Source organism: Micromonospora sp. NPDC048907 (assembly GCF_055586885.1).
This window is the reverse complement of the sequence record NZ_JBVJHI010000006.1, coordinates 1-13,694: the sequence shown is the minus strand read 5'-3', so window position 1 is coordinate 13,694 and position 13,694 is coordinate 1. Positions and strand designations below refer to the sequence as shown.

15 protein-coding genes are annotated in these 13,694 nt (G+C 74.8%); 5 read left to right on the top strand and 10 right to left on the bottom strand.

Annotated elements, in window-relative coordinates:
- Nucleotides 1-15: 15 nt before the first annotated feature.
- The 4 genes from ACZ6PY_RS21535 to hutH are packed head-to-tail and all read left to right on the top strand — an operon-like array spanning nt 16 to nt 5,346.
- On the top strand, nt 16-1,215 hold the full coding sequence (locus tag ACZ6PY_RS21535; RefSeq protein WP_466074708.1) for an allantoate amidohydrolase: 1,200 nt from the start codon (nt 16-18) through the stop codon (nt 1,213-1,215).
- Nucleotides 1,212-2,564, top strand: coding sequence for a formimidoylglutamate deiminase (locus ACZ6PY_RS21530; RefSeq protein WP_466075199.1), 1,353 nt, complete (start codon nt 1,212-1,214; stop codon nt 2,562-2,564). Before ACZ6PY_RS21535 ends, ACZ6PY_RS21530 begins: the two co-directional genes overlap by 4 nt.
- Nucleotides 2,561-3,820, top strand: a complete 1,260-nt coding sequence (hutI, locus tag ACZ6PY_RS21525; RefSeq protein ID WP_466074707.1) for an imidazolonepropionase — start codon at nt 2,561-2,563, stop codon at nt 3,818-3,820. The genes ACZ6PY_RS21530 and hutI overlap by 4 nt, the downstream gene beginning before the upstream one ends.
- Nucleotides 3,808-5,346, top strand: coding sequence for a histidine ammonia-lyase (hutH, locus tag ACZ6PY_RS21520; protein ID WP_466074706.1), 1,539 nt, complete (start codon nt 3,808-3,810; stop codon nt 5,344-5,346). Before hutI ends, hutH begins: the two co-directional genes overlap by 13 nt.
- A gap of 41 nt (nt 5,347-5,387) precedes the next feature.
- Here the strand turns inward: hutH and ACZ6PY_RS21515 are convergent, their stop codons facing one another.
- Entirely contained in the window at nt 5,388-6,224 is an 837-nt protein-coding gene (locus ACZ6PY_RS21515; RefSeq protein ID WP_466074705.1) for a helix-turn-helix domain-containing protein, read from the bottom strand.
- A 102-nt stretch (nt 6,225-6,326) separates the two neighbouring features.
- Here ACZ6PY_RS21515 and ACZ6PY_RS21510 point away from each other — a divergent pair, with 102 nt between their 5' ends.
- Complete coding sequence (locus ACZ6PY_RS21510) at nt 6,327-7,043, top strand: SDR family oxidoreductase (protein WP_466074704.1); 717 nt, start codon at nt 6,327-6,329, stop codon at nt 7,041-7,043.
- Nucleotides 7,044-7,104: 61 nt separating this feature from the next.
- Here the strand turns inward: ACZ6PY_RS21510 and rdgB are convergent, their stop codons facing one another.
- The 9 genes from rdgB to ACZ6PY_RS21465 all read right to left on the bottom strand — a co-directional run bounded on the left by rdgB (nt 7,105) and on the right by ACZ6PY_RS21465 (nt 13,623).
- Complete coding sequence (rdgB, locus tag ACZ6PY_RS21505) at nt 7,105-7,722, bottom strand: RdgB/HAM1 family non-canonical purine NTP pyrophosphatase (protein WP_466074703.1); 618 nt, start codon at nt 7,720-7,722, stop codon at nt 7,105-7,107.
- A 34-nt stretch (nt 7,723-7,756) separates the two neighbouring features.
- The gene (gene rph / locus ACZ6PY_RS21500) at nt 7,757-8,482 is read right to left on the bottom strand and encodes a ribonuclease PH (protein WP_262281593.1); all 726 of its coding nucleotides are present in this window, start codon (nt 8,480-8,482) and stop codon (nt 7,757-7,759) included.
- A gap of 397 nt (nt 8,483-8,879) precedes the next feature.
- Complete coding sequence (locus ACZ6PY_RS21495; protein ID WP_466074702.1) at nt 8,880-9,626, bottom strand: MBL fold metallo-hydrolase; 747 nt, start codon at nt 9,624-9,626, stop codon at nt 8,880-8,882.
- 225 nt (nt 9,627-9,851) lie between these two features.
- Entirely contained in the window at nt 9,852-10,817 is a 966-nt protein-coding gene (locus ACZ6PY_RS21490) for a PLP-dependent cysteine synthase family protein (RefSeq protein ID WP_466074701.1), read from the bottom strand.
- 11 nt (nt 10,818-10,828) lie between these two features.
- Nucleotides 10,829-11,227, bottom strand: a complete 399-nt coding sequence (locus tag ACZ6PY_RS21485; RefSeq protein WP_466074700.1) for a MoaD/ThiS family protein — start codon at nt 11,225-11,227, stop codon at nt 10,829-10,831.
- Between the two features lie 70 nt (nt 11,228-11,297).
- Nucleotides 11,298-11,783 carry a M67 family metallopeptidase gene (locus tag ACZ6PY_RS21480; protein WP_151463080.1) on the bottom strand — a complete coding sequence of 162 codons (486 nt, stop codon included), beginning with the start codon at nt 11,781-11,783 and terminating at the stop codon, nt 11,298-11,300.
- A gap of 55 nt (nt 11,784-11,838) precedes the next feature.
- Nucleotides 11,839-12,342 (bottom strand): DUF2017 domain-containing protein, encoded by a 504-nt coding sequence (locus ACZ6PY_RS21475; RefSeq protein ID WP_466074699.1) that lies wholly within the window; start codon nt 12,340-12,342, stop codon nt 11,839-11,841.
- Nucleotides 12,339-12,629 carry an ATP-dependent Clp protease adapter ClpS gene (gene clpS / locus ACZ6PY_RS21470; RefSeq protein ID WP_091201734.1) on the bottom strand — a complete coding sequence of 97 codons (291 nt, stop codon included), beginning with the start codon at nt 12,627-12,629 and terminating at the stop codon, nt 12,339-12,341. The genes ACZ6PY_RS21475 and clpS overlap by 4 nt, the downstream gene beginning before the upstream one ends.
- Before the next feature lie 115 nt (nt 12,630-12,744).
- The gene (locus tag ACZ6PY_RS21465; protein WP_466075249.1) at nt 12,745-13,623 is read right to left on the bottom strand and encodes a hypothetical protein; all 879 of its coding nucleotides are present in this window, start codon (nt 13,621-13,623) and stop codon (nt 12,745-12,747) included.
- Nucleotides 13,624-13,694: the final 71 nt, after the last annotated feature.

Here is a 13,694-nt window from a genome sequence, read left to right as displayed (position 1 = left end):
CAACCGAGGTGCCGCGTGAGCGATCTCGCCGTCCGGTTCCGCAAGCTGTGGGACGAGATCGCGCCGGTCGGGCGGGACGCGGGCAGCGGCGGCTACCTGCGCTACGCGCTCACCGAGCCAGAGCGCACGCTGCGCGGCTGGTTCCGGGAGCAGGCCGGGCAGCGGGGCATGCCGGTCACCGAGGACGGCAACGGCAACCTGTTCGCCTGGTGGGGCGACCCGGCCGCCGGGGACGCGGTGCTCACCGGCAGCCACTTCGACTCGGTGCCGCACGGCGGGGCGTACGACGGGCCGCTCGGCATCGTCAGCGCGTTCCTGGCCGTGGACGAGCTGCGGGCCGCCGGGGTCGCCCCGGTCCGGCCGGTGGCGGTGGCCGCGTTCGTGGAGGAGGAGGGCGGCCGGTTCGGCGTACCCTGCCTGGGCTCGCGGCTGCTCACCGGGGAGATCCCGGTGGAGCGCGCGGCCGGGCTGCGCGACGCGGCGGGGGTGAGCTTCGCCGACGCGCTGGGCGACCGGCCGGCGGGCGCCGACCCCGGCCTGCTCGGCCGCTTCGCGTCCTTCGTGGAGCTGCACGTCGAGCAGGGCCGCGCGCTCGTCGACCTGGGCACGCCGGTCGCGGTCGCCAGCGCCATCTGGCCGCACGGCCGCTGGCGCTTCGACTTCGCCGGTGAGGGCAACCACGCGGGTACGACCCGGATGGCCGACCGCCGCGACCCGATGCTCACCTACGCGTTCACCGTGCTCGCGGCGAACAAGGAGGCCCGGCTTCGCGACGCGCACGCCACGGTGGGCCGGGTGGCCGTCGAGCCGAACGCCACGAACGCCATCCCGTCGAGGGTGACCGGCTGGCTGGACGCCCGGGCGGCCGAACCGGAGACGCTGCACGGCCTGGTCGAGGCGGTCCGGGCCAAGGCCGCGGAGCGGGCGAAGCGGGACGGCACCGAGCTGACCTGCACCCAGGAGTCGGCCACCCCGCTGGTGGCCTTCGACGGCGGGCTGGCCGGCCGGCTGGCCGCGCTGCTCGACGCGCCGGTGCTGCCCACCGGGGCCGGGCACGACGCCGGGGTGCTGGCCGCGCACCTGCCGACCGCGATGCTCTTCGTGCGCAACCCGACCGGGGTGTCGCACTCGCCGGCCGAGTACGCCACCGACGCCGACTGCGCGGCCGGGGTGACGGCCCTGGCCCGGGTGCTGGAGGAGCTGGCATGCCGCTGACCCGCTGGCTGGCCGAGTACGCCTGGCTGCCCGACCACGCCGAGCCCACCCCCGACGTGCTGATCGAGGCCGAGGCCGGGCGGATCACCGCGGTCACCCCGCTGGTCGGCGGTGGCGCGGCCCCCGCCGGGGTCGAGGTGCTCGGCGACGCGACACGCCTGCCCGGGCTCACCCTGCCCGGCCTGGCCAACGCCCACTCGCACGCCTTCCACCGGGCGCTGCGCGGGCGCACCCACGGCGGGCGCGGCGACTTCTGGAGCTGGCGGGACGTCATGTACGACGTCGCGGCCCGGCTCGACCCCGACTCGTACCTGGCCCTGGCCCGGGCCGCGTACGCGGAGATGGCCCTCGCGGGGATCACCTGCGTGGGCGAGTTCCACTACCTGCACCACGGCCCGGAGGGCCGGCCGTACGCCGACCCGAACGCCATGTCGGCCGCGCTGGTCGAGGCCGCCGCGCACGCCGGGATCCGGCTCACCCTGCTGGACACCGCGTACCTGACCGCGAGCGTGGACGGCGCGGAGCTGGTCGGTACGCAGCGCCGGTTCGGTGACGGCGACGCGCTGCGCTGGGTCGAGCGGGTCGACGCGTTCCGCCCCGAGAACGACCACGCCCGGCTGGGCGCGGCCATCCACTCGGTCCGCGCGGTGCCCGCCGAGCAGCTCGCCACCGTGGCCGGCTGGGCCGACCGCAACGGCGTGCCGCTGCACGTGCACCTCTCCGAGCAGCCGGCCGAGAACGACGCCTGCCGGGCCGTGCACGGCTGCACACCGACCCGGCTGCTGGCCGACCACGGGGTGCTCGGCCCGCACACCACGGCGGTGCACACGACCCACCCCACCAGCGCCGACGTCGCGTTGCTCGGGGACAGCCGGACCGGGGTATGCCTCTGCCCCACCACCGAGCGGGACCTGGCCGACGGGATCGGGCCGGCCCGGCGGATGGCCGAGGCGGGCAGCCCGCTCAGCCTGGGCAGCGACAGCCACGCCGTGGTGGACCTCTTCGAGGAGGCCCGCGCCGTGGAGCTGGACGAGCGCCTGCGCACGCGCCGGCGGGGGCACTTCAGCGCCGCCGAGCTGGTCACCGCGGCCACCGTCGCCGGGCACGCCGCGCTCGGCTGGGGCGACGCGGGCCGCCTGTCCGTCGGCGACCGGGCCGACCTCGTGACGGTGCGGCTGGACAGCGCCCGCACCGCCGGGGTGCCGCCGGTCGGCGCGTTCTTCGCGGCCACCGCCGCCGACGTGACCCACGTGGTGGTGGACGGGCGGACGGTCGTGGCCGACGGCCGGCACCGGACCGTGGACGTGCCCACCGAGCTGCGGGACGCCATCCAGGAGGTGACGTCATGAGCCCGGGCGACCGTCCGGTGCGGCCGGGCGACCCGGTGCGGCCGGCGCCGCGGAACAGCGGCAGCCTGCTGGTCGACAACATCGGGGAACTGGTCACCAACGACACCGGCGGCGAGGGCGGGCCGCTCGGCATCCGCCGGGACGCCGCCGTGCTGGTCGAGGACGGCCAGGTGGCCTGGATCGGCCCGGCCCGGTACGCCCCGGCCGCCGACCGGCGGATCGACGCCGAGGGCGGCGCCGTGCTGCCCGGCTTCGTGGACAGCCACGCCCACCTGGTCTTCGCGGGCGACCGGGCCGCCGAGTTCGCCGCCCGGATGGCCGGCGAGCCCTACACCGGGGGCGGCATCCGGACGACCGTCGGCGCCACCCGGGCCGCCTCCGACGACCAGCTGCGGGACACCGTCCGGCGGCTGCGCGGCGAGGCGATGCGGCAGGGCACCACCACCATCGAGATCAAGAGCGGGTACGGGCTGACCGTCGCCGACGAGGCCCGCTCGCTGCGGGTCGCCGCCGAGTTCACCGAGGACACCACGTTCCTCGGCGCGCACGTGGTCCCCGCCGAGTACGCCGACCGCCCCGACGACTACGTGGGCCTGGTGTGCGGGCCGATGCTGGCCGCCGCCGCGCCCCACGCGCGTTGGATCGACGTGTTCTGCGAGCGGGGCGCCTTCGACGTGGACCACGCCCGGGCGATCCTCGCCTGCGGGCAGGCCGTCGGGCTGGGCGTGCGGGTGCACGCCAACCAGCTCGGCCCCGGGCCGGGCGTGCGGCTCGGCGTGGAGCTGGGCGCGGCCAGCGTGGACCACTGCACCCACCTGTCCGACGCCGACGTCGACGCGCTCGCGTCGCACCGCCGCCCGGACGGCCCGCACACCACCACCGTCGCCACCCTGCTGCCCGGCGCCGAGTTCTCCACCCGGTCGCCGTACCCGGACGCGCGCCGGCTGCTCGACGCGGGCGTCACCGTGGCGCTGGCCACCGACTGCAACCCCGGGTCGTCGTACACGTCGTCCATGCCGTTCTGCATCGCCCTCGCCGTACGCGAGATGCGGATGACCCCGGCGGAGGCGGTGTGGGCCGCGACGGCCGGCGGGGCGGCGGCGCTGCGCCGCGACGACGTGGGGCGGCTCGCGCGGGGCGCGCGGGCCGACCTGACGATCCTCGACGCCCCGTCCCACCTGCACCTGGCCTACCGGCCCGGTGTCCCGCTGATCCGCCAGGTCCTGCACAACGGAGTACCGCAATGTCGACCGTAGTCATCCAGCCCACCGGGATCTCCCCCGCCGACGTGCTCGCCGTGGCCCGCGGCACCGCCAAGGTCGTCCTCGACCCCGCCACGGTGGAGGCGATGGCCACCAGCCGGTCCATCGTGGACGGGATCGAGGCCGCCGGCCGGCCCGTGTACGGCGTCTCCACCGGGTTCGGGGCGCTCGCCAACACGTTCGTCGCGCCGGAGCGGCGGGCCGAGCTCCAGCACGCGCTGATCCGCTCGCACGCCGCCGGGGTGGGCGCGCCGATGCCCCGCGAGGTGGTCCGCGCCATGATGCTGCTGCGGGTGCGCTCCCTGGCTCTCGGCCGCTCCGGGGTCCGCCCGCGGGTCGCCGAGGCCCTGGTGGACCTGCTCAACCACGAGGTGACCCCGTGGGTGCCGGAGCACGGCTCGCTCGGCGCCTCCGGCGACCTGGCGCCCCTCGCGCACTGCGCGCTGGTGCTGCTCGGTGAGGGCTGGGTGCTCGGCCCGGCGGGCGACCGGATCCCGGCCGGCGACGCACTGCGCCGGGTCGGGCTGCAGCCGCTCGAGCTGGCCGCCAAGGAGGGGCTGGCGCTGATCAACGGCACCGACGGCATGCTCGGCATGCTGCTGCTGGCCGTCCACGACGCCCGGCACCTGTTCGCCATGGCCGACGTGACTGCCGCGCTGGCCATCGAGGCGATGCTCGGCTCGGAGCGGCCGTTCCTGCCCGAGCTGCACGCCATCCGGCCGCACCCCGGCCAGGCCGCCTCGGCCGCCAACATCCACAAGCTGCTGCAGAACTCGGCGGTCATGGACTCGCACCGCGACGACCTGGCGCACGCGGTGCAGGACGCCTACTCGATGCGCTGCGCGCCGCAGGTGGCCGGCGCCGCCCGCGACACCCTCGACTTCGTCGAGGTGGTGGCCGGGCGGGAGCTGCTCTCGGTGGTGGACAACCCGGTGGTGCTGCCGGACGGGCGGGTCGAGTCGACAGGCAACTTCCACGGCGCGCCGCTCGGCTTCGCCGCCGACTACCTCGCCATCGCCGCGTCCGAGGTGGGCGCGATCGCCGAACGCCGGGTGGACCGGCTGCTCGACGTCACCCGCTCCCGGGAGCTGCCGGCGTTCCTCTCCCCCGACGCCGGGGTCAACTCCGGCCTGATGATCGCCCAGTACACGGCCGCCGGGATCGTCGCGGAGAACCGCCGGCTCGCCGCACCCGCCTCGGTCGACTCGCTGCCCACCAGCGGCATGCAGGAGGACCACGTCTCGATGGGCTGGGCGGCGACCAAGAAGCTGCGCACCGTGCTGGACAACCTGACCAGCCTGCTCGCGGTCGAGCTGCTGGCCGCCGTGCGCGGGCTCCAGCTCCGCGCCCCGCTGACCCCGTCACCGGCCGGCCGGGCCGCGGTGGCCGCGCTCGGCGAGGCGATCGGCGAGCCGGGGCCGGACGTGTTCCTCGCCCCGCTCATGGAGGCGGCGCGGGACGTGGTGGGCGGCCCCGCGCTGCGCGCCGCCATCGAGCGCGAGGTCGGCCCGCTGGGCTGAGCCCCGGGCGCGGTCGGTCCGTCCGCGTCCCGGGGAGCCGGTCAGCGGTATGCCGGGGCGTGGGCGAGCAGGGCGACCGCGTCCCGGTCGGGGCTGGCCGGGTCGGCCTGGAAGGCGACGAACCGCTGCCCGTCCGGGGCGGTCAGGATCTCGGACGTCAGCTCCAGCCGGCCCACCCCGGGGTGCTGGAAGCTGCGTCGTGAGCCGCTCTTGACCCGTACGTCGTAGTGCCGCCAGAGCGCCGCGAACTCTTCGGCGACCCCGGACAGCTCGGCCACCAGCCGGGCCAGCTCCGGCGACTCCGGGTCGGCGGCGGCGACCGTCCGCAGGTGCGCCACGCAGTCCTCGGCCATCCGCCGCCACGGCACGAACAGCGTGCGGGCCGCCGGGTGCACGAAGACGTACCGGATCAGGTTCCGTCGTTCCCCGGGCCACTGCTCGATCCCGGCCAGCAACCGCAGCCCCTCGGGATTGGCGGCGAGGACGTCGCTGGTCTGGCTCAGCACGTACGCCGGGGTGGGCCGGACGCTCTCCAGCAGCAGCCGGAGCCCGGGCCGGACCCCGGTGACCGGGCGCGGGCGGCGGGCGGGACGGCCGGACGCGTGGTGGGCCAACGCGTGCAGGTGCGCCCGCTCGTCGTCGTCGAGGCGCAACGCCGTGGCCAGCGCGTCGAGGACGGCCGGGCCGGGGTTGGTGTCCCGGCCGCGCTCCAGCCGGATGTAGTAGTCGACGCTCACGCCGGCCAGTGCGGCCAGCTCCTCGCGGCGCAGCCCCGGGGTCTGCCGGCGGCCGGCGCCGGGCGGCAGACCGACGTCGGCCGGCCCGATCCGGCCCCGTCGGTTGCGCAGGAACTCACCGAGTGCGCCGTGCTCCGCCACCCGCAGAGTCTGACATCCCCGACCGGCACGCGGGGTGGCCCTGTCAGGGCCGGTCCCGCCGCGGTCTTCCGGGCTCACGGGCGGACCGGAAACCTCGACGGCATGGAACGATCCCGAATCCTGATCGTCGGCGGCAGCTCGGGCATGGGGCTGGCGCTGGCGGAACTGTTGCTGCACGGCGGCGCGGAGGTGGCCATCGCCGGCCGTTCCGCCGGCCGCCTGGCCGAGGCGGCCCGCCGGCTGGGCGCACCCGAGCGGCTGAGCACCCACCCCGTCGACATCGCCGACGAGGAGCAGGTACGGCGGCTGGCCGGCGAGTGTGGGCAGCTGGACCACGTCGTGGTCACCGCCGCCGACATGACCGGCGCGTACGGTCCGCTCGCCGACTTCGACCTCGACGCGGCGCGTGCGGTCCTCGGCACCAAGGTGCTCGGGCCGTGGCTGGTCGCCAAGCACGTCGCGGTGGCCCCGACCGGTTCGCTCACCGTCACGTCCGGCATCGCCGCCTACCGGCCCGCGCCGGGCGGCTCGATGGTCGCGACCGCGAACGGGGCGCTGGAGTCCCTCGTGCGGGCGTTGGCGCTGGAACTCGCCCCGGTCCGGGTCAACGCGGTCTCGCCGGGCTGGGTGGACACGCCGATCTGGGACACCTTCGCCGGCGACGCGAAGCACGACCGGCTGGCGGCCCTGGCCGGGCGGCTGCCCGGTGGCCGGGTGGGCGACCCGGCCGACATCGCCCGGGCCTTCGTGGCGATCCTGGAGAACAGCTTCATCACCGGGACCGTGCTGCACGTCGACGGCGGACACCGGCTGGTCTGACCGGTGTGTCTCTCCTCGCCGTCCGCCTCGGCGGACGGCGGGGCCGGCCGGCCCGTCGCGGTCAGGCGGCCGGCGGGAGCACCTTGGCGACCAGCTTGGCCAGCTCGCGCAGCGCCTTGCCGCGGTGGCTGACCGCGTCCTTCTCCTCCGGGGTCAGCTCCGCGTTGGTCCGCTCCTGCCCGTCGCCGAGGAAGATCGGGTCGTAGCCGAAGCCGCCGTCGCCGCGCGGGGCGCGCAGCAGGCGGCCCGGCTGCCGGCCGTCGACCAGGTGCTCCTTGCCGCTGGGAAGGACCATCGCCACCGTGCAGACGAAGGCGGCACCCCGGTGCTCGTCCGGCAGGTCGGCGATCTGGTCCAGCACGAGCTGCAGGTTGGCGTGGTCGTCGCCGTGCCGGCCGGCCCAGCGGGCGCTGAACACGCCCGGCATGCCGTTCAGCGCGTCCACCGCCAGACCGGAGTCGTCGGCGATGGTCGGCAGGCCGGTACGCCGGCAGCCCTCCCGGGCCTTGATGAGCGCGTTCTCGCCGAAGGTCAGGCCCGACTCGGGCAGCTCCGGGTATTCCTCGACGTCGTCCAGGCCGAGCAGGGCGATCCGGTGGGCGCCGAGCGCGCCGTCGAGGATCCGCTGCAGCTCGACGAGCTTCTTCCGGTTGCGGGTGGCCAGGAGCACCGTGTTCATGTTCAACGCCTTCCACTGCGCGTCAGCCGGTTCATCAGTTCAGCGCCTTCCGCTGCGCGTCGGCCAGGTCCAGGCAGCCCGCCACGCCCAGGTCGAGCAGGGCGTCCAGCTGCTCCCGGGCGAAGACGCCGGCCTCGCCCGTCCCCTGCACCTCGACGAAGTCACCCGTCCCGGTGCAGACCACGTTCATGTCGACCTCGGCGGCCACGTCCTCCTCGTAGCAGAGGTCGAGTCGCGGCTCGCCGGCGATGATGCCGACGCTGACCGCCGCCACCGACCGGTGCATGACCTTGTCGACCTTGCCGGCCAGGGCCTTGCGCTCGGCGAGCCAGGTCACCGCGTCGTGCAGTGCGACGTACGCGCCCGTGATGGCCGCCGTCCGGGTGCCGCCGTCGGCCTGGAGCACGTCGCAGTCGAGCACCACCGAGTTCTCGCCGAGCGCCTTGAGGTCGACGCAGGCCCGCAGGCTGCGGCCGATGAGCCGGGAGATCTCGTGGGTCCGGCCGCCGACGCGGCCCTTGACGCTCTCCCGGTCCGAGCGGGTGTTCGTGGCCCGGGGCAGCATCGCGTACTCGGCGGTCACCCAGCCGAGCCCGGAGCCCTTGCGCCAGCGGGGCACGCCCTCGGTCACGCTAGCCGTGCAGAGCACCCGGGTCGCGCCGAACTCGACGAGGACCGAGCCCTCCGGGTGGGTGCTCCAGCCGCGGGTCAGGGTCACCGGTCGGAGTTGGTCGGGCCGCCGCCCGTCAGGTCGCGCCATGCCTGCACCCTATGCGGTGCCGTGATCGAACCGGGCCGGGGTCTCCCCCGGTCGCCCTCAGTCGTCACGGTGGCGAGGTCTGAACACTCGCCGGCAGCACACGGTCGGTGAGGCCGGGCTGCCGCGGCGGGGGTCCCCGGCCGCCTTTGCTCTGCAGCCACGGACGCGGCAGCTACCGGGAGTCATCAGCCGGGCAAGGATCCGCCGGGAGGTCACGCAGAGAACCGCAGCTCACCGCACCGCTGCGCGGATGGCTGCAGAGCAAAGGCCGGTGTCAGCACCCTGCGCCCGGACCGGGCGGGACACGGAGTGTCACAGAGCGATGCGCACCAACAGCGGCTTCGGGATCACGTCCGCGGCGACGACCGCCGGCAACCTGGCGCGCCGACCGGCGTGGTCAGACCTCGTAGGAGGCGCCGGCGCGGACCACCTCGAGCGGCCCGCTGTACGCGCCGGCCGCCGACTCCACCGTGTGCGACTCGCTGCCCCAGGCGGGGACGAGGTGGGTGAGCAGCAACCGGCCCACCCCCGCCTTGGTGGCCGCCTCGCCGGCCTCCCGGCCGGTCAGGTGCAGGTCCGGTGGGTTGTCCACCCCGTCCATGTAGCTGGCCTCGCAGAGGAACACGTCGGCGCCCTGGGCCAGGCGCAGCAGCGCGTCGCAGGGCGCGGTGTCCGCCGAGTAGCAGAACACCCGGCCGCCGTGCTCCAGCCGCACCCCGTACGTCTCGACCGGATGGTTCATCCGGTCGACGGTGACGGTGAACGGGCCGATCGGGAAGGTGCCCGGCTGCAGGCCGTAGAACTGGTAGACGTCCTCCACCGAGCCCTCCTCCTGCCCGTACGCGCTGGCCAGCCGGTCGGGCGCGCCGGAGGGGGCGTACATGGGCAGGGGCGGGTACGGGCCGTCCGGCGCGTACCGGCGGACCACCACGTAGGACACCGCGTCGAACATGTGGTCGCAGTGCAGGTGGGTGAGGAGGATGGCGTCGGGGGCGTGCAGCCCGACGTAGCGCTGGAGCGTGGAGAGCGAACCCACCCCGAAGTCGATCAGGAGCCGGAACCCGTCGGCCTCCATGAGGTAGGCCGAGCAGGGAGACTCGGGCCCGGGGAAACTGCCCGCGCACCCGAGGACGGTCAGTCGCATCCGGTCGCCTCGATCTCACGCTCGGTAGTCGACACGCCGGCGGTCGCTCCGCCGATGATCTCTACCGACGCGTTCGCCACGCTGCGCAGCCTACGCGTCGGCCCGGTCGGGCAAGAATCATCTGCCGGAAGTTGTCATCAACGTGACACCCGCACACGTACGGTCCCGGGAGGTTACGGTCGGTTCGGTCAGCGGCGTGCGCCGACCGAACCGACCGTCCGGCCGTCAGGCCCAGAGCTGCCCCTCCAGAGCGTCCTCGGCGTCCGCCAGGGTGCCGCCGTACGCCCCGGTCGACAGGTACTTCCAGCCGCCGTCGCAGACCACGAAGGCCACGTCGGCGCGGCGGCCCGCCCGGACCGCCTCGTGCGCCACCGCGAGGGCGGCGTGCAGGATCGCCCCGGTGGAGAAGCCGGCGAAGATGCCCTCCACCTCCACGAGCTGCCGGGTCCGCAGCACCGCGTCGCGGGTGCCCACCGAGAAACGCCGGGAGAGCACCGTGGCGTCGTACAGCTCGGGCACGTAGCCCTCGTCGATGTTGCGCAGCCCGTAGACCAGCTCGCCGTAGCGGGGCTCGGCCGCGACGACCTGGATGCCGTCGACCTTCTCTCGCAGGTAGCGCCCCGTGCCCATCAGCGTGCCGGTGGTGCCCAGGCCGGCCACGAAGTGGGTGATGGTCGGCAGGTCGTGCAGCAGCTCCGGCCCGGTCGTCTCGTAGTGCGCCCGCGCGTTCGCCTCGTTGCCGTACTGGTAGAGCATCACCCAGTCCGGGTGCTCGGCGGCGATCTGCTTGGCGGTGGCGACGGCCTGGTTCGAGCCGCCCGCCGCCGGCGAGAAGATGATCTCCGCGCCGTACATCCGGAGCAGTTGGACCCGCTCGGTGGAGACGTTCTCCGGCATCACGCAGACCAGCCGGTAGCCGCGCAGCTTGGCCACCATGGCCAGCGAGATGCCGGTGTTGCCGCTGGTCGGCTCCAGGATGGTGTCACCGGGGCGGAGCCGGCCCGCCTCCTCGGCCGCGCGGACCATGAACAGGGCCGCCCGGTCCTTGATGCTGCCGGTCGGGTTCCGGTCCTCCAGCTTCGCCCACAGCCGCACCGGCGGCGCGCCGTCGGGGACCGTCGGCGAGAGCCGCGGCAGCCCGACCAGGGGCGTGCCGCCGCTGGCGTCGAGCAGGCTGTCGTACCGTGCCATGCCGCCCGCCCTCAGCGGCGCACTGCGTGCGCTGCGCCGTGCTGCGCGATCGCCGCCGCGGAGGCACTGTGCTGCGCGATCGCCGCCGCGGAGGCATTGTGCTGCGCGATCGCCGCCGCGGCGGCGAAGCCGAACGCGCCACCGGCCACGGCCGGCAGGATGGTCACGCTGTCGCCGTCGTTGAGCTTGGCGTCGAGCGCGCCGAGGAAGCGGACGTCCTCGTCGTTGACGTAGACGTTGACGAACCGGTGCAGCGCGCCGGCGTCGGTGACCAGCCGGGCCCGCAGGCCGGCGTGCCGGGAGTCCAGGTCGGCGAGCAGGTCGCCCAGGGTGTCGCCGCTGCCCTCGACGACCTTCGCGCCGCCGGTGTAGCTGCGCAGGATGGTGGGGATGCGAACCTCGATGGCCATGATGTCTCGTGCTCCTTGTTCGGATCGTGCCAGGTGACGGGAAGAAGAAAGGTGTGCCGGCGCTGGAAGGTCAGCGGTCGGAACACTCGTAGTCGACCGTCGCCGGGCTCTGCCCGAACATGTAGGACTGGACGGCGTGCGGGTCCACGGCAGCCACGATCTCGACCGGCTCCTCGGTGACCACGCCGTCGACGATCCGGAAGGAGCGGATCTCCTCGGTGTCGGGCTCGCGGGTCGAGACGAGCAGGTAGTGCGCCCCCGGCTCCCCGGCGAAGGACACGTCCGTGCGGGACGGGTAGGCCTCCGTCGCGGTGTGCGAGTGGTAGATGACGACCGGCTCCTCGTCGCGGTCGTCCATCTCCCGCCACACCCGCAACTGCTCCATCGAGTCGAATTCGTAGAAGGTCATGGAGCGGGCGGCGTTGTCCATCGGGATGTGCCGGGTCGGGGTGTCGCTGCCGGCGGGACCGGCGACCACGCCGCACGCCTCGTCCGGGTGGTCCCGACGCGCGTGGGCCACGATCGCGTCGATGATCGACCGGTCGATGCTCAGCACGCCGCCAAGCCTAGCCGCTGGCCGTCCCGGGCCGCGAGGTGGTGACCGTCACCACTCAGTCGATCAGGGCGTTGAGCAGGGATTCCTGGAGATAACCCAGGTACGCGTAGACCGACAGTTGGAACACCCGCGACGAGGTGGGGTCCTCCGCGACCGCGTCGTCCAGCTCCTCGCCCAGGTCGGTGCCGTCCTTGATCTCCAGCCGGACGCCCATGGCCAGCCGGGCGTCGTTGAGCGCGCGCAGCCACGCCTCGGCCGCCTCGGCGTCGAGCCGCACCTCGCCGCCGGCCTCGCCGTCGGGCAGCGCGGCCAGGATCGCGCCGGCCTGGTCGATCTTGGCGGTCTTGAGGTCGCCCTCGGTGTAGCGGCGGAACTCGGCGCTGCCCGCCGCGTCGTCCGGGTAGACCTCGGGGAAGAGCCGGCCGACCACCGGGTCGCCGTGGTCGAAGCCGTCGGTGAGCAGCCCGACCACCTCGGAGGCGACCTTGCGCAGCACCCGGACCTCGTCGACCGCGAAGATGGCCGCGTAGTGGTCGCCCTGCCGGCGGAACATGCTCATGACCGGTCCACCGTCGCCCAGAGGCCGTACGCGTGCAGTTGCGACGCGTCGTGCTCCATCCGCTCCCGGGCGCCGCTGGAGACGACGGCCTTGCCCTTGTGGTGCACGTCCAGCATGAGCTGCTCGGCCTTCTCCCGGCTGTATCCGAAGAGCTTCTGGAACACCCAGGTCACGTACGTCATGAGGTTGACCGGATCGTCCCAGACGATGGTCACCCATGGCCGGTCGGAGACCGGCACCTCGTCGGTGTCCGGCGTCTCGACCGGCGCAACCTGTGGAGCCGCCATGCCCCCCATCGTGCCACCGGATCCGGGGAACCGATGAACCGGAACGGCGCGGCGGTCGGGATCACCCGCCCGGGCCGCGTACGTCGACGGCGACGGCGGTGCGGCGGCCCCGACCTCAGGCGAGGAGGATGCCGTGGTCGACAGCATCGGCGAGGACCGCGGCGAGCGAGAGGCGGATCACCTCGAAGCGACGGGACACCTGGCGGGAGAGCTCCAACTCGACCTCGCGCAGCGCCCGCTGGGCCCAGGAGCGGGCCACGTTGGGGTCGGCGTTGCCGGGCAGCCGCCAGTGCTGCCAGCACCCGCCGTTGAGGGCCACGCCGACGGGCGGGAGCGCCTCGTCGCGCTCGGCGCGGGGATAGCCGGCCAGCGCGTCGAGGGCGCCGGTGCCGGCCAGCCCGGCCACCCCGGCGGTGCTCGTGACGAGGAGCACGCGGTCCAGCTCGCGGCCGTCCGGGTGGTCGGCCAGGCCCCAGCGGACGGCGTGCACGATCCGCCGGCGCACGCCCTCGGCGAGCGGCGCGCCGAAGACGCGGGCGGCCGCGTCGTCGACGATGCCGCGGACCGCCTCGTCGCACTGCGCGGTGGCGAGCAGCGACAGCGCCTCCATCTCGCGGTCGAGCAGCTGCGGCAGGCCGGCGCAGCCGACCCCGAAGACGATCTCCTGCACCACGCGGAGGTGGATGTTGGCCAGCTCCAGGGCGAGGTGCTGGCGGATGCGCTGGGCGCAGGAGCGGGCCTGGCGGTCGATCCGCTCGGTGAGGTCGGTTGGCTCGGTGCCGGCCACCACGGGCACCCGGCCGTGGGCGCCGGGTGGCTCCGGCGGGCGGGAGCTGGCCCGGCGCAGTCCCTCGTCGGCGGCCCAGCCGACCAGCGCGCGGCGCAGCACCGAGTGCTCGCCCTGGCGGGCCGGGAACCAGCGGGCCTGGGCGAGCGCGGGCACCGCGGCCAGCAGCGCGGCCCGGTGCGCCGCTGCCCACCCTCGACGAGTCACGGGAGCACCTGCGGGAGTGCCTGATCTCCATCCCGTGGGAGGGGCTCAAGCTCTCCGGCGGCGACCCGGCC